Annotated in this window: 24 protein-coding genes and 2 pseudogenes; 13 read left to right on the top strand and 13 right to left on the bottom strand. The window is 69.5% G+C overall.

Going from position 1 to position 26,223, the window contains the following annotated elements; all coding sequences use genetic code 11:
* Nucleotides 1–177 (bottom strand): annotated as a pseudogene (locus MFF24_RS13655) (oxalate/formate MFS antiporter); the annotation flags it as partial.
* A gap of 640 nt (nt 178–817) precedes the next feature.
* Between MFF24_RS13655 and MFF24_RS13650 the strand changes: the two are divergent.
* From MFF24_RS13650 to MFF24_RS13635, 4 genes are all read left to right on the top strand, one after another.
* Nucleotides 818–2,200 carry an ethanolamine ammonia-lyase subunit EutB gene (locus MFF24_RS13650; RefSeq protein ID WP_238224913.1) on the top strand — a complete coding sequence of 461 codons (1,383 nt, stop codon included), beginning with the start codon at nt 818–820 and terminating at the stop codon, nt 2,198–2,200.
* Nucleotides 2,197–2,979 carry an ethanolamine ammonia-lyase subunit EutC gene (gene eutC / locus MFF24_RS13645; protein ID WP_238224911.1) on the top strand — a complete coding sequence of 261 codons (783 nt, stop codon included), beginning with the start codon at nt 2,197–2,199 and terminating at the stop codon, nt 2,977–2,979. Before MFF24_RS13650 ends, eutC begins: the two co-directional genes overlap by 4 nt.
* A 580-nt stretch (nt 2,980–3,559) precedes the next feature.
* The gene (gene ilvD, locus MFF24_RS13640) at nt 3,560–5,290 is read left to right on the top strand and encodes a dihydroxy-acid dehydratase (protein WP_133089521.1); all 1,731 of its coding nucleotides are present in this window, start codon (nt 3,560–3,562) and stop codon (nt 5,288–5,290) included.
* Complete coding sequence (locus tag MFF24_RS13635) at nt 5,277–6,164, top strand: tetratricopeptide repeat protein (RefSeq protein WP_108939902.1); 888 nt, start codon at nt 5,277–5,279, stop codon at nt 6,162–6,164. The genes ilvD and MFF24_RS13635 overlap by 14 nt, the downstream gene beginning before the upstream one ends.
* Before the next feature lie 45 nt (nt 6,165–6,209).
* On the opposite strand, the gene xth is transcribed toward MFF24_RS13635, so the two are convergent.
* Nucleotides 6,210–7,004 (bottom strand): exodeoxyribonuclease III, encoded by a 795-nt coding sequence (xth, locus tag MFF24_RS13630; protein ID WP_238224910.1) that lies wholly within the window; start codon nt 7,002–7,004, stop codon nt 6,210–6,212.
* A gap of 99 nt (nt 7,005–7,103) precedes the next feature.
* Here xth and MFF24_RS13625 point away from each other — a divergent pair, with 99 nt between their 5' ends.
* Nucleotides 7,104–7,775 carry a ceramidase domain-containing protein gene (locus MFF24_RS13625; protein ID WP_238224908.1) on the top strand — a complete coding sequence of 224 codons (672 nt, stop codon included), beginning with the start codon at nt 7,104–7,106 and terminating at the stop codon, nt 7,773–7,775.
* 105 nt (nt 7,776–7,880) lie between these two features.
* Nucleotides 7,881–8,567: a DUF2490 domain-containing protein gene (locus tag MFF24_RS13620; RefSeq protein WP_238224906.1), complete on the top strand. Its 687-nt coding sequence runs from the start codon at nt 7,881–7,883 to the stop codon at nt 8,565–8,567.
* Between the two features lie 35 nt (nt 8,568–8,602).
* On the opposite strand, the gene MFF24_RS13615 is transcribed toward MFF24_RS13620, so the two are convergent.
* Together MFF24_RS13615 and MFF24_RS13610 are read right to left on the bottom strand one after the other, a co-directional pair.
* Entirely contained in the window at nt 8,603–10,528 is a 1,926-nt protein-coding gene (locus tag MFF24_RS13615; RefSeq protein ID WP_238224904.1) for a propionyl-CoA synthetase, read from the bottom strand.
* A 190-nt stretch (nt 10,529–10,718) separates the two neighbouring features.
* On the bottom strand, nt 10,719–10,895 hold the full coding sequence (locus MFF24_RS13610) for a YdcH family protein (RefSeq protein WP_003603176.1): 177 nt from the start codon (nt 10,893–10,895) through the stop codon (nt 10,719–10,721).
* A 262-nt stretch (nt 10,896–11,157) separates the two neighbouring features.
* Here MFF24_RS13610 and MFF24_RS13605 point away from each other — a divergent pair, with 262 nt between their 5' ends.
* Entirely contained in the window at nt 11,158–11,379 is a 222-nt protein-coding gene (locus MFF24_RS13605; RefSeq protein ID WP_017485313.1) for a YdcH family protein, read from the top strand.
* Between the two features lie 110 nt (nt 11,380–11,489).
* On the opposite strand, the gene MFF24_RS13600 is transcribed toward MFF24_RS13605, so the two are convergent.
* A complete protein-coding gene (locus MFF24_RS13600; RefSeq protein ID WP_108939906.1) occupies nt 11,490–11,666 on the bottom strand; it encodes a DUF3606 domain-containing protein in 177 nt (58 codons plus the stop codon).
* A gap of 241 nt (nt 11,667–11,907) precedes the next feature.
* Here MFF24_RS13600 and purE point away from each other — a divergent pair, with 241 nt between their 5' ends.
* The 4 genes from purE to MFF24_RS13580 all read left to right on the top strand — a co-directional run bounded on the left by purE (nt 11,908) and on the right by MFF24_RS13580 (nt 15,601).
* Nucleotides 11,908–12,420 (top strand): 5-(carboxyamino)imidazole ribonucleotide mutase, encoded by a 513-nt coding sequence (purE, locus tag MFF24_RS13595; RefSeq protein WP_238224902.1) that lies wholly within the window; start codon nt 11,908–11,910, stop codon nt 12,418–12,420.
* 59 nt (nt 12,421–12,479) lie between these two features.
* Nucleotides 12,480–13,592 carry a 5-(carboxyamino)imidazole ribonucleotide synthase gene (locus MFF24_RS13590; protein ID WP_238224899.1) on the top strand — a complete coding sequence of 371 codons (1,113 nt, stop codon included), beginning with the start codon at nt 12,480–12,482 and terminating at the stop codon, nt 13,590–13,592.
* A gap of 426 nt (nt 13,593–14,018) precedes the next feature.
* Nucleotides 14,019–14,879: a tetratricopeptide repeat protein gene (locus tag MFF24_RS13585; RefSeq protein ID WP_133089515.1), complete on the top strand. Its 861-nt coding sequence runs from the start codon at nt 14,019–14,021 to the stop codon at nt 14,877–14,879.
* A 341-nt stretch (nt 14,880–15,220) separates the two neighbouring features.
* The gene (locus MFF24_RS13580) at nt 15,221–15,601 is read left to right on the top strand and encodes a response regulator (protein WP_133089514.1); all 381 of its coding nucleotides are present in this window, start codon (nt 15,221–15,223) and stop codon (nt 15,599–15,601) included.
* Between the two features lie 64 nt (nt 15,602–15,665).
* Here MFF24_RS13580 and glpX read toward each other — a convergent pair whose 3' ends face one another.
* Together glpX and MFF24_RS13570 are read right to left on the bottom strand one after the other, a co-directional pair.
* Nucleotides 15,666–16,661: a class II fructose-bisphosphatase gene (glpX, locus tag MFF24_RS13575; RefSeq protein WP_108939910.1), complete on the bottom strand. Its 996-nt coding sequence runs from the start codon at nt 16,659–16,661 to the stop codon at nt 15,666–15,668.
* A 176-nt stretch (nt 16,662–16,837) separates the two neighbouring features.
* Nucleotides 16,838–18,160 carry a homoserine dehydrogenase gene (locus MFF24_RS13570; protein ID WP_238224898.1) on the bottom strand — a complete coding sequence of 441 codons (1,323 nt, stop codon included), beginning with the start codon at nt 18,158–18,160 and terminating at the stop codon, nt 16,838–16,840.
* Nucleotides 18,161–18,598: 438 nt separating this feature from the next.
* On the opposite strand from MFF24_RS13570, the gene MFF24_RS13565 reads away from it, so the two are divergent.
* Nucleotides 18,599–18,898, top strand: a complete 300-nt coding sequence (locus MFF24_RS13565) for a hypothetical protein (protein ID WP_238224897.1) — start codon at nt 18,599–18,601, stop codon at nt 18,896–18,898.
* A 39-nt stretch (nt 18,899–18,937) separates the two neighbouring features.
* On the opposite strand, the gene MFF24_RS13560 is transcribed toward MFF24_RS13565, so the two are convergent.
* From MFF24_RS13560 to MFF24_RS13540, 5 genes and pseudogenes are all read right to left on the bottom strand, one after another.
* Nucleotides 18,938–19,918 carry a hypothetical protein gene (locus tag MFF24_RS13560; protein WP_166059150.1) on the bottom strand — a complete coding sequence of 327 codons (981 nt, stop codon included), beginning with the start codon at nt 19,916–19,918 and terminating at the stop codon, nt 18,938–18,940.
* Between the two features lie 117 nt (nt 19,919–20,035).
* Nucleotides 20,036–20,386 (bottom strand): hypothetical protein, encoded by a 351-nt coding sequence (locus MFF24_RS13555; RefSeq protein WP_373322691.1) that lies wholly within the window; start codon nt 20,384–20,386, stop codon nt 20,036–20,038.
* Between the two features lie 63 nt (nt 20,387–20,449).
* Nucleotides 20,450–21,699 (bottom strand): annotated as a pseudogene (locus tag MFF24_RS13550) (NupC/NupG family nucleoside CNT transporter).
* A gap of 85 nt (nt 21,700–21,784) precedes the next feature.
* Nucleotides 21,785–22,435 (bottom strand): class I SAM-dependent methyltransferase, encoded by a 651-nt coding sequence (locus tag MFF24_RS13545; protein ID WP_238224895.1) that lies wholly within the window; start codon nt 22,433–22,435, stop codon nt 21,785–21,787.
* Nucleotides 22,432–23,583, bottom strand: coding sequence for a glycosyltransferase family 4 protein (locus MFF24_RS13540; RefSeq protein ID WP_238224894.1), 1,152 nt, complete (start codon nt 23,581–23,583; stop codon nt 22,432–22,434). Before MFF24_RS13540 ends, MFF24_RS13545 begins: the two co-directional genes overlap by 4 nt.
* An 83-nt stretch (nt 23,584–23,666) precedes the next feature.
* On the opposite strand from MFF24_RS13540, the gene MFF24_RS13535 reads away from it, so the two are divergent.
* A complete protein-coding gene (locus tag MFF24_RS13535) occupies nt 23,667–24,863 on the top strand; it encodes a DNA topoisomerase IB (protein ID WP_133089507.1) in 1,197 nt (398 codons plus the stop codon).
* Nucleotides 24,864–25,033: 170 nt separating this feature from the next.
* On the opposite strand, the gene MFF24_RS13530 is transcribed toward MFF24_RS13535, so the two are convergent.
* Nucleotides 25,034–26,119, bottom strand: coding sequence for a methyl-accepting chemotaxis protein (locus MFF24_RS13530; RefSeq protein ID WP_373322690.1), 1,086 nt, complete (start codon nt 26,117–26,119; stop codon nt 25,034–25,036).
* Nucleotides 26,120–26,223: the final 104 nt, after the last annotated feature.

Genomic DNA, 26,223 nt, shown 5'->3' with positions numbered 1-26,223 from the left:
GGCGACCTGGATCGCGGCACGATCCCAGCCGAAGGTCTTCTGGATCTCAGGGACGAACAGGGTCCAGGCGTACTGAATGTTGGCCGCAGCCACCATGCAGATGACGCCGAAGACGATTTGAAGCCATCGGTTCGAAGACGGTACCGACCGGTCTGGGGCGGTGGACGATAGTGCCATGAGCGTGCTCCCTCGTGCCTGCACAGACGTGAAGGCCTGTTGTGTAGGTTTGGCGTGCTTTGCTTGCGAAGCGTCGGTGCAGGGTGTTGCGATTCCTTCCTCTGCCGGGCGGATCCAAGGGCCCGTCTCCTCCCCGGCAGTGGTATGCATTATTTGGTATGCCAGGCATGCAGGCAAGCGAAATAATGCGCAATCTGACACGAAAGTGAAGTCGTGGGAGGATGAAATCCCGGAACCCCACCGCAATCTGACGCGACAAAGTGAAGGTTCGCAGGGTTTCGCGGTAGAGGAAAGTGCGCTGCCGCGACCCTCGCGCCGAAGCGTCGTCCTCGGTGAGCCAAAGACCGACGGATCGGAAGATTCAGTTCATGGCGGCGTCTTCGGGATGTCTCGTCATGAGCTTCGCAGTGCGAGGCGGCGGCGCCACGGTTTCGAACACGTCTCTGAGCAATAGCCAGATCTCGACCCGACCTGCGCTCGTGCGATTGATCGCCGTCCCGGGCAGGCGCCATTCTTGCGTAAGGCCCGCTCAGCGGGCGCGAACAGCTCGTGTGTCGGGCGAGACCATCTTGCCGGAAATCACCTCGACAGGACGCCCGATCCCCCTGCATCCTGTCGGACGAGGCCAAGGAGGCACGCAATGCCCTATCGCCACACCGTCGGTCCTCGCACCCACGTTTTCGCCGATCTGGCGACGCTGATGGCGAAGGCGACCCCGGTGCGCTCCGGCGACTGCCTTGCGGGTATCGCCGCCGAGTCGGCCGAGGAGAACATGGCCGCGCGCTGGTGCCTGGCCGAGGTGCCGCTCAAGGAGATCCTGTCGCGTCCGCTGATTCCCTACGAGGAAGACGACGTCACCCGCCTGATCCTCGACGACCATGACGAGGCGGCGTTTGCCGAGATCGCCGGCCTGACGGTCGGGGATTTCCGCGAGTTCCTGCTCACCGCCACCTCCGAGACGCTGGCGCGAATTGCGCCGGGCGTGACGCCGGAGATCGCCGCGGCGGTGAGCAAGATCATGCGCAACCAGGATCTGATCCTGGTCGCCCGCAAGTGCCGGGTCGTCACGCGCTTCCGCAACACGATCGGCCTGCCCGGAACGCTCGCGGTGCGGCTCCAGCCCAACCACCCGACCGACGATCCGGCGGGCGTCACCGCCTCGATCCTCGACGGTCTTGCCTATGGCTGCGGCGATGCGGTGATCGGCATCAATCCGGTCTCGGATTCGATCCAGACCATGGGCGCCCTGCTCACTCTGTTCGACGGCATCATCGACCGGCTGGAGATCCCGACGCAGGCCTGCGTGCTCACCCACGTCACCACCACGCTCGACGCGATGAACCGCGGCCTGCCGGTCGATCTCGTATTCCAGTCGATCGCCGGGACGCAGCGGGCCAATGCGAGCTTCGGTGTCACCCTGCCAATCCTGCAGGAGGCGCATCAGGCGGCGCTCGCGCTCAAGCGCGGCACGCTCGGCGACAACGTGATGTATTTCGAGACCGGCCAAGGCTCGGCGCTCTCGGCGGATGCGCATCACGGCATCGACCAGCAGACCCTGGAAGCCCGCGCCTACGCCGTCGCCCGGCGCTACCGCCCGTTGCTGGTCAACACCGTCGTCGGCTTCATCGGGCCGGAATACCTCTATAACGGCAAGGAGATCATCCGTGCCGGGCTGGAGGACCATTTCTGCGGCAAGCTCATGGGCGTGCCGCTCGGCGTGGATGTCTGCTACACCAACCATGCCGAGGCCGATCAGGACGACATGGACACGTTGCTGACCCTGCTGGGGGCGGCCGGCTGCACCTACGTGATGGGCATCCCCGGTGCCGACGACGTGATGCTGAACTACCAGTCCACCTCTTTCCACGATCAGCTCTATATCCGCGAGGTGCTGGGCCTGAAGCGGGCGCCCGAATTCGAGGAATGGCTCGCCCGCATCGGTCTCACCGACGCGAGCGGAGCCCTCCTGCCCGGCGGGGCCGAGGCCCGCCTGCTCACGGCCGCTCCGGATCTGGCCGCATGAGCGCGCAGGCCGACCCCCTCTGGCAGCGGCTCGCCCGCCTCACCCCCGCCCGGATCGGCCTCGGCCGCGCCGGCGCCGGCCTGCCGACCCGCGAGGTGCTGAAATTCGGCCTTGCCCACGCCCAGGCGCGCGACGCCGTGCACACGCCGATGGAGGCCGCCGCGGTCGCGGGCGCCGTCGAGGCCCTGGACCTGCGGACCGTGACCGTGACCTCGGGCGCGGAGGACCGCGCGACCTATCTGCGCCGCCCCGATTACGGGCGCCGCCTCTCGCCGGAGAGCCTGAAGGCCCTGTCCGACTCCGCGGGCGAGCCCGTCGATCTCGCCCTCGTCGTCGCCGACGGCCTCTCGGCGCGGGCGGTCCACGAGGGCGCCGCCGCCCTGCTCGCCGCGTTCAAGCCCCATGCCGAGCGGGCCGGCTGGCGCCTCGCCCCGGTCGTGATCGCCACGCAGGCCCGCGTCGCGCTGGGGGATGCCGTCGGCGCCGCGCTGAAAGCCCGCGCGGTGGTGGTGGTGATCGGCGAGCGCCCCGGTCTGTCCTCGCCCGATAGCCTCGGACTCTACGTCACCTTCGATCCGAGACCGGGGCGTTCGGATGCGGAACGAAACTGCATCTCCAATGTCCGGCCCGCCGGCCTGAGCTTCGAACTCGCCGCATTCAAGCTGAACTGGCTGCTGACCCAGGCCTTTTCTCGCGGGCTGACGGGCGTGAACCTGAAGGATGAGAGCGACCGACTGGTCGAGGCCAGTATCCCCGATCCTGTCATCGGCCCGCGCTGAATGTCTTCCGCGAAACTCCCGCCGCACCGCCGGCGCCGGAGCGAGTCCGGCTCGGTGCTCGGGAGTTTCGTGAGGCATTCCAAGCCTGTTCGACGGTGCTCGACTGCATTGTCGTGGGGGAAGCACCGGCTCTCGCCATTCCGCTCGTCCGGAACATTCGGAGCCGAAGCGGGCGTCACTGCAGAAACTGATCTGCCGCGACGATCGTGACCATCGGACTCTCGCAAGATCTCGGTTTCGACGGGAGAAGACAGTCGGAAATCTGGCTGAAAAACCATCTCCTCGCGGGAGCGGGGAGGATGGATGCACGTTGACCGTGCGAAGTCTTCCCGGAGCCGGCGCAAGCTCGGCTGTTGCGGGTCCGACACACCGCGAAAGCAACCTGACTTTGCCTTGAGCTGTGCCTTTGAGCGCCGCAATCCCACCATAAACCGGGACGACTTCCGGGGTCGCGGTAAACGCTGTCGCTCCAACGCCTTACCGCAGAGTTTCGAGGACGTCGAAGGACGTTTTTCCGCGTGAAGCCGTAGCAGGCGGCGCGGCCTCGGGGGCGTAACCGGACCGGGGCACGAGATCAGCGATGGACGCGCGTCAGACCGACAAGTCGAAGCTGCCGAGCCGGCACGTGACGGAAGGGCCCGAGCGCGCGCCCCACCGCTCGTACCTCTATGCCATGGGCCTGACCACCGAGCAGATCCACCAGCCGCTGGTCGGCGTCGCCTCGTGCTGGAACGAGGCCGCACCCTGCAACATCTCGCTGATGCGCCAGGCGCAAGCGGTGAAGAAGGGCGTCGCCGCTGCCAAGGGCACCCCGCGCGAATTCTGCACCATCACCGTCACCGACGGCATCGCCATGGGGCACGGCGGCATGCGCGCCTCGCTGCCCTCGCGCGAGGTCATCGCCGACTCGGTCGAGCTGACGATCCGCGGCCATTCCTACGACGCCCTCGTCGGCCTGGCCGGCTGCGACAAGTCCCTGCCCGGCATGATGATGGCCATGGTGCGCCTCAACGTGCCCTCGATCTTCATCTACGGCGGCTCGATCCTGCCCGGCTCGTTCCGCGGCCGGCCGGTGACCGTGCAGGACCTGTTCGAGGCGGTGGGCAAGGTCGCCGTCGGCGACATGAGCCTCGACGATCTCGACGAGCTGGAGCGGGTGGCCTGCCCCTCCGCCGGTGCCTGCGGTGCCCAATTCACCGCCAACACCATGGCCACCGTCTCCGAAGCGATCGGCCTCGCGCTGCCCTACTCGGCCGGCGCCCCCGCGCCCTACGAGATCCGCGACCAATTCTGCGCGGCGGCCGGCGAGAAGGTGATGGAGCTGATCGCCAAGAACATCCGCCCGCGCGACATCGTCACCCGTAAGGCCCTCGAGAACGCCGCCGCCACGGTGGCGGCCTCGGGCGGTTCGACCAACGCGGCCTTGCACCTGCCGGCGATCGCGCACGAGTGCGGCATCGAGTTCACCCTGTTCGACGTCGCCGAGATCTTCCGCAAGACGCCGTACATCGCCGACCTGAAGCCCGGCGGGCGCTACGTCGCCAAGGACATGTTCGAGGTCGGCGGCATCCCGCTCCTGATGAAGACGTTGCTCGACCATGGCTATCTCCACGGCGACTGCCTCACCGTGACCGGCCGGACGATTGCGGAAAACCTCGCTAAGGTGGCCTGGAATCCGGATCAGGACGTGGTGCGCCCGGCCGACCAGCCGATCACCGTCACCGGTGGCGTGGTCGGTCTCAAGGGCAACCTCGCCCCCGAGGGGGCGATCGTGAAGGTCGCCGGCATGCCCGCGTCGAGTCAGGTCTTCACCGGCCCGGCCCGCGTCTTCGACGGTGAGGAGGCCTGTTTCGAGGCGGTGCAGAACCGCACCTACAAGCCCGGCGAAGTTCTGGTCATCCGCTACGAGGGCCCGAAGGGAGGCCCCGGCATGCGCGAGATGCTCTCGACCACGGCTGCCCTCTACGGCCAGGGCATGGGCGACAAGGTGGCCCTCATCACTGACGGGCGCTTTTCCGGCGCGACCCGCGGCTTCTGCGTCGGCCATGTCGGCCCCGAGGCCGCCATCGGCGGACCGATCGGCCTCTTGCGCGACGGCGACATCATCACGCTGGACGCGATCAAGGGAACGCTGGACGTGGCGCTCTCCGACGAGGAGCTGGCCCAGCGCCGGGCCGCGTGGACGCCGCGGGGCAATGCCGCGACCTCCGGTTACCTCTGGAAATATGCGCAGACCGTCGGGCCTGCGGTGAACGGCGCCGTGACCCATCCGGGCGGCGCCAGGGAGACGCAGAGCTATGCCGATATCTAGGACCGTCCCTCTCCGGCCCGCGCGGCCGGCCGGGGTCGATCTAGGTCGGCTCCGCGCGGGTCTGCTCGCTGGATTTCTGGGGTTCGCGCTGGCGGTCGCCGCCGTCGATCCCGGCACGGCGCTCGACGCGACCGTCCGCACCCCGGTCCCCGAGAAGGGGTACCGCTCGGGCCGCGACGCCCTGCGCTCCGGTGTGCGCGACTACAACGCGGGCGACAAGCAGGGTGCCGTGCGGGCGCTCGAATACGCCGCCGACCAGGGCCAGACCCTGGCGCTGTGGAAGCTCGGCCGCATGTACGCGGACGGCGACGGCGTGCCCCACGACGACCTCAAGGCGTTCGAGTATTTCTCGCGCATCGCCGACGACAACACCGACGACTCACCCGACACTCCGAATTCCGGCGTGGTCGCGAGCGCCTTCAACGCGCTCGGCACCTACTTCCTGGAAGGGATCAAGGGCACTTACGTGCGCCCGAATGCCGAGCGCGCCTACGACATGTTCAACTACGCGGCGTCGTATTTCGGCGACCCCAACGCGCAGTACAACCTCGCCCGGCTCTACCTCGACGGCACCGGCGTCGAGCAGGATCCGCGCAAAGCCGCGCGCTGGTTCAACCTCGCCGCCGAGAAGGGGCATCGCCCGGCCCAGGCGCTGCTCGGCGACATGCTCGTCAACGGCACCGGCGTGCAGCGCCAGACCGTGAAGGGCCTGACTTGGCTCGCCATCGCTCGCACCGGCGCGCAGGGCGCGGCGGATACCTGGATCGTCAACCTCTACGACAAGGCCTGGGCCTCGGCGAGCGAGGCTGACCGGATCGACGCGATGGCCCAGGCGCAGTCGCTGCCGACAGGCTCGACCCGGCGGCGGCGGTAGCCGCCATGAACCCTCCCCCTCTGCGGGGGAGGAAAAAGCGGCCGATCACCCGTTGGTCAGCTCCACCGTCACCGGCACGTGGTCCGACGGCTTTTCCAGCCCGCGCAGATGCTTCTGCACCGAGGCCGAGACGAGGCGGTCGGCGGCTTGCGGCGAGAGCAGCAGGTGGTCGATGCGGATGCCCTGATTCCGCGGCCAGCAGCCGGCCTGATAGTCCCAGAAGGTGTAGAGCCCGGCGCTCGGCTCGCAGGCCCGCAGGCCGTCGGTGAACCCTTCCGCCAGAAGCGCGCGGAAGGCGCGGCGGGTCTCGGGCAGGAACAGCGCGTCCTGCGTCCAGGCGGCCGGGTCGGCGGCGTCCTCGGGCTCGGGGATGACGTTGAAGTCGCCCGCCAGCACCAGCGCCTCTTCGGTCGTCATCAGGGCGCGGGCATGCGTCCGCAGGCGGGCCATGAAGGCGAGCTTGTAGGCGTATTTCGGCCCCGGCGCCGGGTTGCCGTTCGGCAGGTAGATCGAGGCGATCCGCACCGGCGCCGTGCCCTCGTCGTGCACCAGCGCTTCGATGTAGCGCGCCTGCTCGTCCTCGGCGTCGCCCGGCAGGCCGCGCAGCAATTGGGTGTACTGGAGCGGCGCACGCACCAGAAGGGCGACGCCGTTATAGGCCTTCTGCCCCAGCGTCTCGCAGGCGTAGCCCGCCGCCTCGATCTCGGCGCGGGGGAAGGCCGCGTCCTGGCATTTCAGCTCCTGCAGGCAGACGACGTCGGGTTTGGCCTCGTCGAGGAAGCCCAGCAGGTGGCCGACCCGCTGCTTGATCGAATTGACGTTCCAGGTGGTGATCCGCATGGGGCTCGGAGGAGGCTCGGCCGGAGGGGCTCCCGTCATCGGGCCTTCGCGCGGCCCTGGCAAGGCACCTGGGCTCAAGCGGGCGCGGAGGAGCGCATCATGGACGCGTCGTGGTTCGAGCCGGTGCGGGCCTATTGCGAGCGCGGCGATGCCGGCTTCTGGGCCGAGCCGGTCAATGCCCTGACGAACGCCGCCTTCCTCATCGCGGCCGGGCTCGCGGCGCGGCGCGCCCGCGGCGACGGCCCGGTCCTGGCGCTCGCTGCCGTGACCTTCGTGGTGGGGATCGGCTCGTTCCTGTTTCACACCCTGGCGAACCGCTGGTCGATGCTGGCCGACGTGATCCCCATCGCCGTCTTCATCTACGGCTACTTCGCGCTGGCCATGGTTCGCTTCTTCGGCCTCCGGCCACCGGCAGCGACCGCCCTCACGCTCGCGTTTGCCGCCCTCAGTTTCGGCCTGACGCCGGCCCTCGATGCGATGACCGGGCGCTCGGTCTCGGACCTCACCAACGGCTCGATAGACTACGCACCGGCGATCCTGGCGCTGCTCTGCGTCGGCCTCGCGCTCCTGAGGCGGTCGTCCGCCACCGCCCGCTCCGTGCTCGCCACTGCCGGAATCTTCCTCGTCTCGCTCGCCTTCCGCACGGCCGATGTGAGCGTCTGCACCCGTTTGCCGCTCGGCACGCATTTCCTCTGGCACGGCCTCAACGCGGTCGTGCTCTACCGCCTGCTCGCCGCGGCAGCCCGGTTCAGGTCCGAGCGCCTGGCCTGAAACGCGCCTCCGTGACAAGCTTGACGATTCGTCTCCGGCGCGAACTAATCCCTCTCGAACAGGATCGGCGGCCGGCGATGGGCCGGTGCCGCGGGGGAATGGATCGTGATCGGACGCGCACGTCTCCTCCTGGCTGCCCTGTGCCTCGCCGTGTCGGGAGGGCGAGCCGCCGCCGAGACGGTTCAGGACGGGCAGCTCTGGATCAACACCACCCTGTTCGGGTCGGTCGGGGATCTGGCCTTCTTCGCCGAGGTCCAGCCGCGCTTCGGCAACGGCATCTCGCAGCTCGATCAGCTGATCCTGCGCCCGGCGATCGGCTGGAAGGTGAACGAGCGGCTCACCCTCTACCAGGGCTACGCCTATATCGAGAACCGCGACGGGACGGGGCCCGTGCGGTTCGAGGATCGCAGCTTCCAGGAGATCAACTGGAAGATCGGCGAGATCTCCGGCGTGAAGGTCTCCTCCCGCACCCGCTTCGAGCAGCGCTGGCAATCCGCCGGGCGGGACGTGGGCTTCCGCCTGCGCGAGAACCTGCGGTTCACCAAACCGCTGACACAGGAGAAGGACAGCGTTTCGGCGGTCGGCTGGGTGGAGGCGTTCGTGGCACTGAACGACACCGACTGGGGGACCCGCGCCGGCTTCGATCGCGTTCGCACCTTCGTCGGGCTCGAAGTGCCGATCGGCGGGGAATCGACGGTCGAGATCGGCTACATGAACCAGACCGCGCGGGCGTCGCCGGGCGGCACCGAGGTGGATCACATTCTGTCCCTGAACCTGTCCGTGCGGAACTGAACCAGGACGTCCAGTCCGCAGGACGGAGCGCGGCTCTACCCACCGATCCCGCGCGCCTTCAGGCTGTCGCCGATTTCCTCCAGGGCGGTCGGGTCCTCGATGGTCGGCGGCATGGAAAACGCCTCGCCGTCGGCGATGCGCTTCATCGTTCCGCGCAGGATCTTTCCGGAGCGCGTCTTCGGCAGGCGCCCCACGGTCAGTGCCAGCTTGAAGGCGGCCACGGGGCCGATCTCCTCACGGATGCGGGCGACCAGCTCGCGCTCGATCGTCTCCGGGTCTTTGGCGACACCGGCCTTGAGCACCACGAAGCCGCAGGGCGCCTCGCCCTTCAAGGAATCGCGGATGCCGATCACCGCGCATTCGGCGACATCCGGATGCGAGGCCAGGACCGCCTCCATGCCGCCGGTGGAGAGGCGATGGCCGGCCACGTTGATGATGTCGTCGGTCCGGCCGAGCACCGTGACGTAGCCGTCGGCATCCACCACGCCTGCATCCGACGTGTCGTAGAAGCTGGGGAAGGTTGAGAGATAGCTCTGGCGGAAGCGCGCGTCCGAGCCCCACAGGGTCGGCAGGCAGCCCGGCGGCAGCGGGAGCTTGAGGGCGATGGTGCCCATCGTGCCGGGAGGAACCGGTCGGCCGGATTCGTCGAGCACGTGGAGATCGTAGCCCGGCATCGGCTTGGCGGTGGAGCCGTACTTCACCGGCAGCCGCTCGATCCCGATCGGGTTGCCGGCGATCGCCCAGCCGGTTTCGGTCTGCCACCAATGGTCGATCACCGGCCGCTCCAGCGCCCGCTCGGCCCAGGCGACCGAATCCGGGTCGGCCCGCTCGCCGGCCAGGAACAGCGCGCGGAACGTCGACAGATCGTAGCCGCCGATCTGCTCGGCCCGCGGATCCTCCTTCTTGATCGCGCGCAGGGCCGTCGGCGCGGTGAACAGCGTGCAGACGCCGTGCTCGGCCGCCACCCGCCAGAAGGCGCCGGCATCCGGCGTGCCGACCGGCTTGCCCTCGTAGAGCACCGTCGTGCAGCCGTGCAGCAGCGGCGCGTAGACGATGTAGGAATGGCCCACCACCCAGCCGATGTCGGAGGCGCAGAAATAGACCTCGCCGGGCGCGACGCCGTAGAGGTTGGCCATCGACCACTCTAGCGCGACGCAGTAGCCGCCGCTGTCGCGCACCACGCCCTTGGGGCGCCCGGTCGTGCCCGAGGTGTAGAGGATGTAGAGCGGGTCGGTCGCTGCGACCGGCACCGGGTCGGCTCGGCGTCCGGCTGCGCGGGCCCGCGCGACGCTCTGTGCCCAATCCCGGTCGCGCCCCTCGATCAGGCTGGCCTCGGCCTGCGGTCGCTGCAGGATCAGGCAGGCGTCGGGCTTGTGGCTGGAACGCTCGATCGCCGCATCGAGCAGCGGTTTGTAGGCGACGGTGCGGGCCGGCTCGATGCCGCAGGAGGCGGCCAGGATCACCTTGGGCGCGGCATCCTCGATCCGGGCGGCGAGTTCGTTGGCGGCGAAGCCCCCGAACACCACAGAGTGGATCGCGCCGATCCGGGCGCAGGCCAGCATTCCGAACAGGGCTTCGGGCACCATCGGCATGTAGATCACGACGCGGTCACCCTTGGTCACGCCGAGGTTGGTCAGCAGGCCGGCGAGAACCGCCACCTCGTCGCGCAGCGCGCCGTAGGTGATCGTGCGCCGGGTGCCGGTGACGGGCGAATCGTGGATGATCGCGGCCTGGTCGGCGCGCCCGCCTTCCGCATGCCGGTCGACGGCGTTGCGGCAGACATTGAGCCGGGCATCCGGGAACCAGCGGCCGTAGACGCCCTGCTCCGCATCAAAGGCGCGGGTCGGCGCAACGTCCCAATCGATCGCCGCGGCGGCCTTCAGCCAGAAGCCTTCCCGATCCGTGAGGGAGGCGGCGTGAAGGGCGGCGTAGGCACCGTCAACGGGCGGGGCGACGGACATCGGCGTTTCCTCGTGCGGCCGGTTGATCCGGCCCGTTCGAGGACGATGATAGCGCGGAATTCACCGCCGCGCGCCGGCCTGACAGCAGAACCGCCGCGCTGGTGTCCCAGGCGGCGGTGAGGTCGTGGTCCGAGTCGGGAGAGGAAGAGGGCCAGCGGCGTCTCCCGGGGCGGGGCCGGCCGGAATGCCGCTAGTGGAGGGTGTCTCCGCGCAGGCGCTCGATTTCGTCCTTAAGGTGCAGTTTCTTACGCTTGAGTTCGGCGATGCGGAGATCGTCACTGGCGAGGGATTGCATCGCGTGGTGAAGCTCGCGCTCCAGGGCTTCGTGCTTGGCGGCGAGCTGGCTCAAATGCGTCTGCAAGGACATGAGGTGTCGCTCCTGTCACTGTTTCGGACGGGGGTAGACTGGCACAGGATGGCGGGCGTGTCGAAGCCATTCGGCGGCAAAATGGATGAGTCCGTAACAAGGTGATTTCAAATCTTCAGGAGTGGGGGCGAAGTGACGATCGGGGCTAAACTTGACCGTTGCCAGCTTCGACGGGGCGGGAGAACCCGGTCCTGCGCCTTGCCCCACGGTCGGGCTTGGCGCATGGTCGCCCCCGGTCAAGGCCGGTGATGTGTTTCGAGCAATGATGGCGGACGAGGTTGCCAACGATGCGGTCGCGGATCCGGCCGGGGAACTCAGTCGGTTGCGGGAAGAGCACCGGGATCTCGACGAAGCCATCGAGGCGCTGAAGCTCAGCGTCGCCGTCGATCAGCTCCAATTGCAGCGGCTGAAGAAGCGCAAGCTCGTCCTGCGCGACCGGATCACCCATCTCGAAGATCAGATCACGCCGGACATCATCGCGTAGAAAAGGCCGGAAGAGGTTCGGACCCTCCCGGCCTTCTGCAAAGTCCCGTCGGCGCCACTTTCCAGCGCGCCCGCGATCGAGGTGGCGCGGGAGGTTCGCGACGGAAGGGTTTACTTGGCGAGATAGGCCGAGACGCTGGACACGCGGGTTCCGACCATCCGGACCGCCTTGCGAAGGCGCTCGTCGGAGACCTGGAGCAGGTCGGCCCAGTGCTTGCGGGTGGTGCTGTCGTGGATGTCGATATGGGTCGTGTTGCGGGCGCGCAGGTTCTGGTCCACGGAGGACATTTGAGGGCTCGCTGAGGTAAGGGGGCCGGCCACGAATGGCCGTTTCCTTCACAACGCGGTCGGTCGATTTCGGCTCCGGGCGATCCGGCGGGAATCCGCGAGATTTTTACAGGCCTCGGGCGATCGGCGCGTGGCCGACCGACACGCCGCTCAACACCTTGCCGAGCCGCCTGCCTTGCCGGGGTGCGGCGCACCCTGTTATTCGGCCCTCTTGCGGACTGACAGGTCCGCTCCCTCTGTCATGGGCCAGACGACGATGCTGGGATCGCCCCCGGTCGCGATCATCATGGGAAGCCAGTCGGACTGGGCGACCATGCGCAACGCCGCCGAGACGCTGGACGCGCTCGGCGTCGCCTACGATGCCCGCATCGTCTCGGCCCATCGCACCCCGGACCGGCTCGTCGCCTTCGCCAAGGGCGCGCGGGAGGCCGGCTTCAAGGTGGTGATCGCGGGCGCGGGCGGCGCCGCACACCTGCCCGGCATGGCGGCGGCGATGACGCCGCTGCCGGTCTTTGGCGTGCCGGTCGAGTCGAAGGCGCTCTCGGGCAAGGACAGCCTGCTCTCCATCGTGCAGATGCCTGCCGGCATCCCCGTCGGTACGCTGGCGATCGGCCGGGCCGGCGCCGTCAACGCCGCCCTGCTCGCCGCCGCCGTGCTGGCGCTGACCGATGCCGATTTGGCCGAACGGCTCGACGCGTGGCGCGCCCGCCAGACCGAGTCCGTCGCCGAGCGTCCGGACCCTTCGCAAACCTGATTTGGCAAGCCTGATTTGGCAAGCCTGACTTCACAAGCCTGACAACGACACGAATCACCATGGCCTCTTCCACGTCCACGCCGAATGTCCGGCCCGGCGGCACCCTCGGCATCGTCGGCGGCGGCCAACTCGGGCGCATGATCGCGCTCGCGGCGGCTCAGTACGGCCTCAAGGTCCATATCTACGCCCCCGACGCCGACAGCCCGGCCTTCGACGTGGCCCATGCCCACACGCTCGCGCCCTACGACGACCCGGCGGCGCTCGCCGCCTTCGCCGATGCCTGCGACGTGGTCACCTACGAGTTCGAGAACATCCCCCACGCCACGGCGGCGGTGCTGGCCGAGCACGCGACCCTGCGCCCGAGCGCGACGGCGCTGCTCACCACACAGGATCGCCTCTCGGAGAAGGATTTCGTCACTTCGCTCGGCATCCCGACGGCGCCCTATCGGGCGGTCGATACGGTCGAGGATCTGATCCGGGCCCTGGAGGCGCTCGGCCGTCCCGCCGTGCTGAAGACCCGGCGCTTCGGCTATGACGGCAAGGGCCAGCGCATGATCCGCGAGGGCGACGACCCGGCCGCCCTGCTGGCCGAGTTCAAGGGCGTGCCCTGCATCCTCGAAGGCTTCGTGCCGTTCGAGCGCGAGATCTCGGTGGTCGCCGCCCGCGGACCCGATGGCGCGTTCGCGGCCTACGACCCCTGCGCCAACGAGCACCGTGACCACATCCTCGCGCTCACCCGCGTGCCCGCACCGGGGCTGACGCGTGCAACGGGGGACGCGGCCATCGCCATCGCCCGCGCCATCGCCGAGGCGCTGGACTATGTCGGCGTGCTCGCGGTCGAGATGTTCGAGATCGCCGGGTCTGACGGCGCCGCTCGCCTCGTCGTCAACGAGATCGCGCCGCGCGTGCACAATTCCGGTCACTGGACGATCGAGGGCGCGCTGACCTCGCAATTCGCGCAGACCGTGCGCGCCGTCTGCGGCTGGCCGCTGGGCGACACCGCCCGCACCGGCGGCATGGCGGTGGAGATGGAGAACCTCATCGGCGATCAGGCCGATTCCTGGGTCGGACTGCTCGCGGAGCCGGGCGCCCACCTTCACCTCTACGGCAAGGCCGAGGCCCGCCCCGGCCGCAAGATGGGTCACGTCACCCGGCTCAAGCCACTCGGCTGAGGTGCTCGCCACCGGATTGGGGAGGTCGGTGCGTCGCAAAGAGCGCACGAAAGCTTGACCATTCAATCTGTCGCCCGTCCGCAACAGCAAATCACAGTCGAACCCGATTCGAAGCCTTCTTCGACAGCGTGAAGGCGCGGGCCACACCTTCGCCACATCCCGAGGTTCCAGCGGAGAGGACAGGGCGTTCGCGGAAAGCACGGTGCGCGTTCTCCGGTCTTCGCCGGACGAACGGGCCCGCTCTTCACCGGATTCGGCTCAAAAAGACCTTCGCTTCGCGGCCCGCGCCGGCCATGCGGATGTTTTGCGAGACCGCTTAAGCGCCCATTCACCGTGTTGCGGCAGCGTGCGCGCGACGGGATGATCCGGGCCCTTGAGGGGCCGCCGCGGAGATCCGGACGAGCGGGCGCGGGGGAGAACGTGAAGATGATCGGGATGACGCTGGACGGACGCAAGGCGGGGCTGATCGGGGCCCTCGCGCTGACCGCCGCGGCGCTGGCCGGCTGCGAGACCTACGGCAGCGCGACCGCCCCGCGCCAGTTCGCGGTGCTGGAGACCGACACCACGGGGGCCACCAACGTCAACATCGCCTCGCTCAGCGACGTGATCTCGCGCAACCCGTCGGATGCCGGCGCCTACGTCACCCGCGGGGCCGCCTATGCCCGCTCGGGCCAGTTCGGCGAGGCGATCACCGACTTCTCGAAGGCGATCCAGCTCGATCCGAACTCGGCCTCGGCCTACAACAACCGGGCGCTCGCCTACCGCCAGACCGGCCGCAACGACGCCGCGATGCAGGATTTCTCGAAGGCGATCGCCATCGATCCGAACTTCTCCGCCGCCTATATCGGCCGGGCGAACCTGGAGCGCGCGCAGGGCGACCTCAACGGCGCGCTCAACGACCTCAACGTCGCGATCCGCCTCGCTCCCGAGTCGGCCGAAGCCTACCATGCCCGCGGCCTCGTGCGGCAGAAGCAGGGCCAGAACCCGGAGGCGATCGGCGACTTCGCGGCGGCCATCGACCGCAACCCCTTCGTTGCCGCCCCCTACGCCGCCCGCGGCCAGAGCCTGGTCACGCTGGGCCAGTACGACAAGGCGATCGAGGACTTCAACGCGGCGCTCAACGTCAACGCGAAGGATGCCGGGTCCTGGGCCTATCGCGGGCTCGCCTACGAGAAGACGAACCGCCGCAAGGAAGCGAGCGAGAGCTATCAGCAGGCCGCTCGCCTCGACCCCAACAACGCCGTGGCCAAGCAGGGCGTCGGCCGCATGCAGGGCGGCCTGTTCTAGGGCATCGCCTTCTTACAAAGGCCGGCGGACCACCTTTCGGGGGAGGCTCGGGCGCCTTAGCCGACCTGATGGTATCAGGTCGGCGTCCGCAATCCTGGCGTCGACGTGTCTCCTTTCGATGGGCCGGCGCACCTCCCCGTCGAAAGGCGCACCGCACCATCATCGCCGAAAGTCGGCCGCCGAATCTCGAAGAGGCGTCAGGCCGCCTCAGCGGCGGGCCCCGGCTTCCAGTTGCGGGCAACTTGAAATCTGTGAGCGAGGCTCCGCGAAACGCATTTCCCGGTCTATACTCCCGTCCCGACGCGATCCCGAGCGAATCGGGGCGAGTGGAGGGTAGGCCGATGTCGGATGGATCCGAACTGCTCAACGGACGGCGCGTCCTCGTGGTCGAGGACGAGTACTTCATCGCCGACGATATGCGGCGCGTGTTCGAGGAGAACGGGGCGCAGGTGATCGGTCCCGTGGGGACCATCGACGACGCCCTAGCGATGATCGAGGAAACCCCCCGCATCGACGGCGCGGTTCTCGACATCAACCTGCGCGAGGTCATGGTCTTCCCGGTTGCCGACGCGCTCCGGGCCCGCGGCGTGCCGTTCGTCTTCGCTACCGGCTATGAGGAGAACGCCGTTCCGAACCGCCTGCGGGACGCGATCCACTGCGAGAAGCCGATCGAGCCGGCCCGCCTCGCCGAGGCGCTGTTCGGCCAGCCCGTCGCCTGCTGAGCGCGGGCATCGTCCCACGCGGCGACCGCGGGCGGGACGATCGCGTTCCCGCCGCCGGGCGCGTTCAGCCCGGCGCGTTCTCAGGCCGGCGGTGCTCGCAGGCGATGCGGCGGACCGTGCCGGTGTTCGAGCGGTAGACCACCGTCTCCGTCTCGATCAGGCCGGGGCTGAACCGCACGCCCGCGAGCAGGGCCCCGGTGGTCACGCCGGTGGCCGCGACGATGACGTCGCCCCGGGCCATGTCGTGCATGTCGTATTTCCGGTTCGGCTCGGTGATGCCCATCTTGGCCGCCCGCGCCCGCTTGTCGGCGGAATCGAGGATCAGCCGGCCCTGCATCTGGCCGCCGATGCAGCGCAGCGCGCTCGCGGCGATCACGCCCTCCGGCGCGGCACCGGTGCCCATGTAGATGTCGACGCCGGTCTCGTCGGGCTTGGTGCAGTGGATGATCGCGGCGATGTCGCCGTCCGAGATCAGGCGGATGCTGGCACCGGTGTCGCGCACGGCGGCGATCAGGTCCATGTGCCGGGGCCGATCGAGGATGATCGCGGTGACGCCCGCGGGCTCGACGCCCTTAGCGCGGGCGAGCGAGGCGATGTTCTTGGCCGGGCTCCAGTCGAGATCGACCGTGCCGGGCGGGTAGCCGGGGCCGATGGCAATCTTCTGCATGTACACGTCGGGGGCGGCGAGCAGCGAGCCGCGCTCGGCCAGCGCCATCACGGCGATGGCGCCCGGCATGTCCTTGGCGCAGAGCGTCGTGCCCTCCAGAGGATCAACCGCGATATCCACGGACGGACCGTGGCCGGTGCCGACGGGCTCGCCGATGAACAGCATCGGCGCCTCGTCGCGCTCGCCCTCGCCGATCACCACGCGGCCCTCGATCGGCAGCACCATCAGTTCGGCGCGCATGGCATCGACAGCGGCCTGATCCGCCTCCTTCTCGCGGCCGTGGCCGCGCAGGCGGGCGGCGGCGATGGCGGCGGCCTCCGTCACCCGCACCAGTTCGAGCGTCAGGCCCCGCGCCGTGGGATCACTGAAGATCCCGGTATTGGCCACCGACATCGCGCTTCGTTCCTTATCCCCAGGGGCCGGCCTGTTTTCGGCCGGTGCCGATTGCCGGCCATCGCCCCGGCTGCGCCCGAGCGCATGCGGGACGAGACGCGATGTGATGCTGTTTCGTTCCTGAACCGGATGTTACCTCCGGCAGCATCTTGCCGGAAGCGCGGCCGGCCTCCGGCCTATTCGCGCTCGATCCGGATCAACTGCGGCGCCTCGGCGAGCAGGCCGTCGCGGTCGATGGCGGCCAGTGCCTTCCGGACATTGCCCTCGGTGGCGGCGTAGGTGATCAGCACCAGCGGCACGGGCTGGCCGGACAGGCCCTGCGGGTCGCTGGAGGCGGCCTTGGCCGAGCGGCGCTGGACGATGCTCTCGATCGAGATGTTGGCCTCCGCCATCCGGGTGGCGACGCCGGCCGCGACGCCGGTGCGGTCGTGCACGGTGAGCCGGATGTAGTAGCCGCCCTCGTGGCGCTGCATCTCGACTCGTCGGGGGCTTGCGAGGTTCGCCATCGGCTGACCGAAAGTCGGGCGCACGAGGCCGAGTGCCACATCGGTGATGTCGGCGACGACCGCCGAGGCCGTGGCCGCCCCGCCCGCACCGGGGCCGATCAGGGTCAGCTCGCCGACCGCGTCGGCATCGACCGTGACGGCGTTGGTCACGCCCATGACCTGGGCGATGGCCGAGGCCTTCGGCACCATGGTCGGGTGCACCCGTTGCTCGATGCCCTCGGCGGTCGCCTGGGCGACGCCCAGCAGCTTGATGCGGTAGCCGAGTTCGTCGGCCATGGTGAGGTCGAGGGGCTGGATCGCCGAGATGCCCTCGACGGAGACGCCCTCGGCGTCGATCTCCACGCCGAAGGCGAGGCTCGTGAGGATGGCGAGCTTGTGGGCGGTGTCGAAGCCCTCGACGTCGAAGGTCGGGTCGGCCTCGGCGTAGCCCAGCGCCTGCGCATCCTTGAGGCAGGCTTCGAAGGTGAGCCCCTCCGCCTCCATGCGGCTGAGGATGTAGTTGCAGGTGCCGTTGAGGATTCCGTAGACGCGGCTGATCGTGTTGCCGGTCAGTCCCTCGCGGATCGCCTTGATCACCGGGATGCCGCCGGCCACCGACGCCTCGTAGGCGAGCGCCACGCCGCGCTCCTCGGCCAAGCGGGCAAGCGCTGCGCCGTGATGGGCGAGCAGCGCCTTGTTGGCGGTCACGACATGCTTGCCGGCGCCGAGCGCCGCCTCGACCGCCGCCTTGGCCGCCCCTTCCGAGCCGCCGACGAGTTCGACGAACACGTCGATCTCGCCCCAGCGCGCCAGCTCTACCGGATCGTCGAACCAGTGCAGGCCCGAGAGGTCCACGCCGCGGTCGCGGCTCCGGTCGCGGGCGGAGACGGCGGTGACGGTGATGGTGCGGCCGGTCGCGGCGGTGAGCGCCTCGGCGCGGCGGGCGACCATGCCCAGGACGGAGGCACCGACCGTGCCGAGCCCCGCGATACCGAGGCGAAGGGTCTGCGTCATGGGAGTTCGCACCGTGATCGACGTTGGCACCGGATCCGTTCCGGATCGCCGCCCGCTGTCTGCTGCCGCTCACGAGTCCGCTTCAAGAGCGGTGTGCGAGGGGCTTTGGGACACATCCGGAACGGCGCGCACTTCTGCAACGATTTGGGGGCGGTGCGCAAGGAAACGGGGCGGCAGGGCAATGGGGCGAGGAAACGGAGCAAGACACGTATGGTCACCCCGGTGCCCTTGATCGAGTGCCCCCGCTCAGGTGCTTCGGCGCACGCGCGAGCTGGGGTGGCCGCGCGAGGCGGCAGGCAGGGGGGACGGCATGCCGAAGATTGGCCTCAAACGGGGTGTTCTTCTCCCCCATGGCACTGCCACGCTTGGGCCGCGGGCCCGGCGGTGGTGCCGACGCTAAAGCGAGCGCGCTCGGCGCGATTCTGAGGAGTTTCGACGATGAGGAACATCCTTCTCGGCGGTGTGCTGGCCGGCGCCCTGGCGCTCGGCGCCGCGCCCGCCGCCCAGGCACGGGACGGCATCGGACCGGGCGGGGCGGCGGCACTCGGCCTGCTCGGCGGCCTCGCCGTTGGCGGCGCCATCGCAGCGGCCAACGATCCCTATTATCCGGGCAAGCCGGTCTACCGGGCGCCCCCGCCGCCGGTCTATGTCGAGGGTCCGATCTGCCACTTCGAGCGCCGCGAGACCATCGACCCCTACGGCGACATCTATATCCGGCGCGTGCGCGTCTGCGAGTGAGACCGCTCCTCTCCTCCCTCTCACGGGGAGGGGAGAGCTTCAGCGCAGTTGCAGGCTGTCCACTACCTGGCGGAACAGCGGCAGCATCTGCTCCCGCTGATCGGCGCGGGTGACGCCGACGGCGCGGATATAGCCGTCCGGGTTGAAGCGGATAGTCTGCGAGACCACCACCGGCTGGCCCGAGGGGATGTCGGTGGCACGGGCCACGATCTCGTGCCAGTCGACGCCGTTCTGCCGGTAGCTCTGCGAGCGCTCGACCACGAAGTCCTTCATCGTCTGGTTCGCGTAGAGCGAGGCGCGGGCGAAGCCGTCGCGCTGCTCCTGGGGCGTGGCCTGCTGCACCGCCTGGGCGATCACCAGAATCGGCTGTTCCAGGTTCGAGACCTGATCGCGCGGGCCAAGGGTCAGCAGCACGGAATTGCCCGCCAGCGCCCGGACCGGGCGGAAGCCCGCGAATTCATCGATGCGGAAGGGCAGGGCAGCGACCTGATCGTCGAGGCTCAGCGCCCCGCGGATGCGCACGCCCGTGAGCATGCCGCGCATGGTCTCGTCGGTTTCGGCCTCGACGGCGGCCTGGGCGATGATAATGCCGGTCACTTCCTTGGCGCCGACGATCAGGAGCCACTTGCGGGCCGCCGGCATGCCCTTCCCGTCGGCCGGCGTCGGCTCGCCGGTGAACAGAACGCCCTCGGCCCCGCCATCGAGCGTCACCGGCTCGCGGCTTTGGACGACGAGGCCCTGCGTCTTCAGGTTCTCGTCGGTGAAGCTCTGCTTGAGTTCCGGATAGGCGCCGGCCGGCAGTTCGACGACCGAGAGCATCGCGCCGCCGCCGGTCCGCTCGAAGCCGGTGAAGCGCTTTGAGAGCACCATGCTCGAGGGAGGCTTGAAGCCGAAGCGGGAGCTCGGCGGGAAAACCGCATCCTCGGCGCGCGCCGAGGAGGGGAGGGACACGGCCCCCGCCAGCAAAGCCGCCGCGAGGAGGGCGGCCGCAAGCCCGCGGGAGAACAGACGCAACGGCATCACAGGTTGTCTCCGAAGAGCCTTTCTCGGGTGAGGCTCATTCGCGATGGGTCGTCTGCCGCGAATATCCTGTCAAGCGCGGCAGAACGCCGAAGCGCCCCGGGCGCCGAGCCGGGATTACCGCCCGCGCCAGCGCCGCCATTGCCGCTCGATCCAGCGGGCGGACTTCTCCATCGGCACTTTGAGGCCGGGGACATCCTGAGCGAGCAGCGCGAGGCCGAGCGGCAGCATCCACAGGCCCAGCACCGGCAGGATCGAGAAGATGCCGCCGAGCATCAGCAGGATCGCGGCCACGAGACGCACGGGAAAGCGGGCCGGCTCGCGCAGCCACCGGACCATGCGCTGCGCCCGCTCCGGAAGCTTCGCGGTGGCGCGGTCGACCCGCTCGTCCCAGTCGCGCGCCGTGACCGGCGCCGGGGCTTGCGGCTGGGGCGACCGTTCGGTCTGCGTGGCTCGGGCCTGTTCCATGAGGGGCGCGTTCTCCATCCTCTCAGAATGACGAAAGGGACCGAAAGGTTCGCGTGCGGCCCCTCATCCGGTGATGAACAGGCCTGCGATGGCCGCGCTGGTGAGGTTCGACAGGGTGCCGGCCAGGATCGCCCGCAGGCCGAACCGGGCGATCTCGGGCCGGCGCTCGGGGGCGAGGCTGGTGAAGCTCGCGAGCTGGATCGCCACCGAGTGAGGTTGGCGAAGCCGCACAGCGCGAAGCACAGGATCGCGCCCGTGCGCGGATCGAGGGTGCCCGCCTTCAAGGTCGGAGACAGGCCGGCATAGGCCAGGAATTCGTTGAAGGCGATCTTCTGGCCGATGGCGCCGCCCACGAGCGTCGCCTGCTCCCACGGCACGCCGAGCAGCCAGGCGAGCGGCGCCAGCGCGACGCCGAGGATGCCCTCGATCGAGAGGCCGGTGAAGCCGAACACGCCGCCGGTCCAGCCGATGGCGGCATTCACCAGCGCGATCAGCCCGACGAAGGCGATCAGCATCGCGCCGACGGCGACGGCGACGCCCAGGCCCTTCTGCGTGCCGTCGGCGGCGGCCTCGATCAGGTTGGCCGCGCGCGCCTCGCCGAACTCCACCCGCGTGGTGAGGATGCGCGTCGGCTCGGTCGAGGGCACGAGGATCTTGGCGTAGAGCAGCCCGCCGGGAATCGCCATGAAGGACGCGGCCAGCAGATACGGCATCGGCACGCCGAGCGCGGCGTAACCGGCGAGGATCGAGCCGGCGGTGGAGGCGGCCCCGCTCGTCATCACGGCGAACAGCTCGGCCGCGGTGAGCGCCGCGAGGAAGGGGCGCAGGGCCACGGCGATCTCGCTCTGCCCGATGAAGATGGTGATGACCGCCGAGAACGATTCGATCGGCGAGGTGCCGAGCACCTTGCGCAAGCCCGCGCCGAGGACGCGCGCCAGCGCCTGCATCACGCCCAGATGATAGAGCACGCCGATCAGGGCCGAGACGTAGAGGATCTGCGGCAGAACCCGCAGGGCGAGGATGAAGCCGGAGCCGCCGAACAGCTCGAACATCCGCGGCTCGACGAGGCCGCCGAACAGGAAGGCGGTGCCCCTGTCGCCGAAGGAGAGCACGGTGGTGACGACATCCGCCACCGCGCCGAGCGCCCGCTGCCCGAGGGGCACGAACAGCATCAGCGCGCCGATCCCGACCTGAAGCGCCAGGGCGGCCAGCACCACCCGCGGCCGGATCGCCCGTCGGTTCACCGAGAACAGCCATGCCACGGCGAGCAGCAGGGCGAGGCTCGCGCCGGCGTGAAGCAACCTGTCGAGCATTCTTTTCACACCGGGCGGGGAGGATGGAGCTTCCCGCCGGATGCGCGATCCGGGCCAAGGCGGCAAGGCCGGCCGCGGCGCCGGTTCAGGCGAAGCGCCAGACCGAGGAGCGCTTGATCTCGGCATCCTCCAGCGCCCGCGTGACGGGCACCTCGTAGGTCGCGACCGGGACGAGCCGCTCGCGGGGCAGGTAGGAGCGGCCGGGATCGCCGATCAGGACCGTGCGCCCGCGCCGGTGCAGGTCGCCGAGCCAGCCGCCGACCGCGGCGGCGAGGTCGCGCTCGTAGAAGATGTCGGCGGCGAGCACGCATGGCGCATCGGTGCCGATCAGGTCGCGGCCTTCCGCGGTGATGCGGTCCGCCACACCGTTGGCCGCGGCGTTGAGCGGGATCGCGTGCAGCGCGAAGGGATCGAGGTCGCTCGCGATAACGTGGGCCGCCCCGGCCATTGCCGCGGCGATGGCGACGAGCCCCGAGCCCGAGGCGAAATCGACCACCCGCCGCCCGGCCACCGTCCCAGGATTGTCGAGGATGTAGCGGGCGAGCGCCTGTCCCCCGGCCCAGGCGAAGGCCCAGAACGGCGGCGGCAGGCCGATCGCCTCAAGCTCCTCCTCCGTCTTCTGCCACAGCGCGGTCGCCTCGTCGGCGACGTGCAGGACGATCTCGGGGGCGTGCGGAACGGTGCGCAGGGCCGTGTGCTCGCGGATGAAGCGGACGGGGTCACGAACCGGCGTCACGGGGCGAGAAGCTCGGCGTAGAGCCCGGCAACGGTCGCGGCGACGGCGGCTTCCGTATAGCCGCCCTCGAGGATGCGCGCCCGCGCCGCCACACCCATCCGCGCGACGTGGGCCGGATCGGCCGCGAGCCGGGACAGGGCGGCGGCGAGGGCGGCGGCATTGCCCGGCGGCACGAGCAGGCCCTCGACGCCGTCGCGGACGAGGTCGCGGCAGCCCGGGACGTCGCTGGTGAGGATCGCCCGACCGCAAGCCGCCGCCTCCAGCAGAGTGCGCGGAAGACCCTCGCCGCCGCGGGAGGGGAGGGCGCCGACATGGTGAGCGGCGAACACGCCGGCGACGTCCGCCGTCGGGCCGTGCCATGCGATGCCGTCGTGCGACCACTCCCGCAGGGTCGCCTCGGGGATCGCCCGGCGGTTCGACGGGTCGGGCGCGCCGTAGAGCGAGAGTTCCACCGCCACGCCTCCGGCGCGCGCCTGCCGCACCGCCTCGACGGCGACGTCGATGCCCTTCGACCACAGCATCCGCGCGACGATGGCGACCTTGAGCGGGGAAGGCGGCGGCAGGGGCCGCGGGGCGAAGGCATCGGGATCGACGCCTGCGCCGCCGACCAGGGTCACGGCGGTGTCGGACGGGTCGAGGCCGAGTGCGCGGGCATCGTCCGGGTTCTCGAACAGGAAGCGGGTCTGCCGGCTCGCCAGCGGCCCCCGGAACAGGCCCTTCAGGGCGAGGCGCGACAGGCGCCCGGTCGCGTCCGCGCGAGCGCCGAGCAGGCCGAGGCCGGTCAGCGCGAAGACCCGGCGCGGAATGCCCGCCATCGCCGCCGCCGTGCCGCCGACGAGGATGCCGCGCAGCGCCACGCAGTGGACGATGTCCGCCTTCAGTGCCTTCAGGATGCCCGAGAGCTGGCCGGCCGCGTAGCCCGCCTCCATCGGGTTCAGGCTGGAGCGCTCCGCTTCCAGGGGCACGACACGAATGCCGGCGGCCTCGATCACGGCCCGGTGCGCGCGGACCCGCGTCACCACCGCGACCTTGAGCCCCATCTCCAGGGCGGCGCGGGCCATCGGCAGGAAGTGCGAGGCGAAGAACCAGTCCTCCGTGACGACGAAGACGAGGTTTTTGCCGGCGTAGAGAGAGGCTGAGGCGGTCATCGTGCGTGGCCATAGCACGGGGGCTGCTCCGGAACAGCGCAGGCTTCCGCCCGGTTGTCGCCCCACGGATCAGGGAGGGCGTGATGCTGTCGGAGGAGGCCGGAGCCGGCGTGGTCGATCCCCGCGAGGCCGCGCGGGATGCGGGCCTGCGCTACGTGGACGATTCGAAGCCCGGCCTGCGGCGCAAGCGCAACGGCAAGGGCTTCCGCTACATCGATCCGAAAGGCGCGGCGGTGAGCGATCCGAAAGAAATCGCCCGGCTCAAAAGCCTCGCGATCCCGCCGGCCTACACGGATGTGTGGATCTGCCCGCACCCCAACGGTCACATCCAGGCGACCGGGCGCGACGAGAAGGGGCGCAAGCAGTACCGCTACCATCCCCGCTTCCGCGAGGCGCGGGAGGCCTCGAAGTTCCACCGCATCATGGCCTTCGCCGAGGCGCTGCCGGGCATCCGGGCGCGGATCGACGCCGATATGGGCAAGCGCGGCCTGCCGCGGGAAAAGGTGCTCGCCACCGTGGTCCACTTGCTGGAAACCACGCTGATCCGCGTCGGCAACGACGATTACGCCCGCTCCAACAAGAGCTACGGCCTCACCACCCTGCGCGATCCGCACGTGAAGATCGCCGGTTCCGAGATGCGTTTCCGCTTCAAGGGCAAGAGCGGCAAGGAATGGTCGGTCTCGGTCCGTGACCGGCGCGTCGCCAAGATCGTCAAGGCCTGCCAGGACCTGCCCGGCCAGGAGCTGTTTCAGTATCTCGACGACGAGGGAGAGCGGCGCGACGTCACCTCTTCCGACGTGAACGCGTATTTGCGCGAGATCACGGGCGAGGATTTCACGGCAAAGGATTTCCGCACCTGGGCCGGCACCGTGCTCGCCGCCCTGGCGCTGCGGGAGTTTGAGGCATTCGACAACGCGGCCAAGGCCAAGAAGAACCTTCGCGCGGCGATCGAGTCGGTGGCCGGGCGGCTCGGCAACACGCCGACCATCTGCCGCAAGTGCTACATCCACCCGCAGATCCTCGACTGCTACCTCGAAGGCGGAATGCTGCTGCAGGTGAAGGAGGCGGTCGAGGGCGAGCTCAAGAGCGGCCTCGATGCCCTGCGCCCGGAGGAGGCGGCGGTGCTGAGCCTGCTCAGAGGGCGGTTGGAGCGGGCAACGAAGGCCGCCGCGGCCGATCCCGACGGCACGGCGAAGATCGCGCCGCCGCGCCAGACCGGGGGCCGCAAGGCGAAGCCGACCGGCACGAAGCGCACCTCCGGCGGTCGCCGGGCGGCGTGAGCCGGTCGCTGGGATCGCTTCGGGCTGCATTCTCCGCGTCGTAACGACGGTGAAGGAATACGTCCGCCGCAGTGCCAGGCACCATCACGACGAAGCTTCATGGTCGATGCGACGGGGCAGCATGCGGTCGCCGGACGCGCGGAACCCGACCATGCCCTATGGAAATCCGATCAGGCTTCGCTCTGGACGATGGCGCCGTACCAGCCGAGTCCGCGATAGCTCTCGTAGCCCGGCGTTCGATGGAACGCCGTCACGGCGCCGCTCCGGGGATCGCGGACGAGACCGCTTTCCCGCCCGTTCAGGTCCGCGGCGAGCGTTTCGGTGAGGATGCCCTTGCCGTCGGAGGCGGCCAGGATGCGGCGTTGCGCGTCCACCAGGAGCACGCGGGTGCGCTCCCGATCCTCCCGTGCGATCCGCACGCCCTCGACGATGGCCTTCGCCTGGGATTCCCAATCGAAGTGGATGGCCAGAACGCCACAGGCCGGTCCGCCGCCCGTCCCGTAGATCCCGGCGGCGTAGGTCGCGACCTGCGCGCCGCCGAGCTGGGCCTCGCGGCGGACGTTGCCAGGAATGTAGTCGTCGCCGCTCGCAAGCCGGATCGCGTCCCGGAACCACGTCTCTCCCGCGACGCTGCGCCCGCGCACGCCGGGGTAGCGGGCGGGCCGGCCGTTGGCGAGCACGGTCCCGTCGCGGCTGCACAGCCAGAGATCGAGGTAGACGGTGTAGGCCGAGAGGATCACCCCGAGCCGCTGCGTCGCATGGTCGGCCGCCCCGTCCTCGTTCGGCCGGGCGGCGCAGGCGACCACGGCCGCGTCGGTGGCCCACCAGCGCACGTCGCAGGTCCGCTCATAGAGGTTTCGGTCGATCAGCTCGATGGCGTTGAGGGAGAGATCGATCAAACGTTCGCCTTGCGCCCTCGCGGTCATCGCATCGACGCCCTGCTGCAATTCGGCGATCCGCGTCGTCAGTCCGGTCTCAAGTTCCTGCGCCAGCGCCTCGATCTCGGCGCCGATGCCACGCACCTCCTGCGCCACCACCGAAAAGCCGCGCCCGTGCTCTCCGGCACGGGCCGCCTCGATCAGGGCGTTGAAAGCCAGCATCTTCGCTTGGGCCGTGATCTGTCGGATGCGTCCGACCCGATCCCCGGCAATTCGCCCGACTTCGCGGGTCATGTCCGCGATCGTGGTCGGCGCGCTCACCGGTTGCTGTGTCATCGCCCCCGGAAGCGGGGAAGGAACTGATGCTGGTACCGCCATGGCGATGACCCGGTCTGCGTGTGGGTCGTTCTTCCCATTTTTGAGATTAACATAGATCTAAAATGAAACATTCCCGATGCCGAAGACGTAACTTCGGGAAGATT

The sequence above is a fragment of the Methylorubrum aminovorans genome (assembly GCF_022179725.1).
Classification (GTDB): domain Bacteria; phylum Pseudomonadota; class Alphaproteobacteria; order Rhizobiales; family Beijerinckiaceae; genus Methylobacterium; species Methylobacterium aminovorans.
This window is presented reverse-complemented; position numbering and strand designations above follow the sequence as displayed.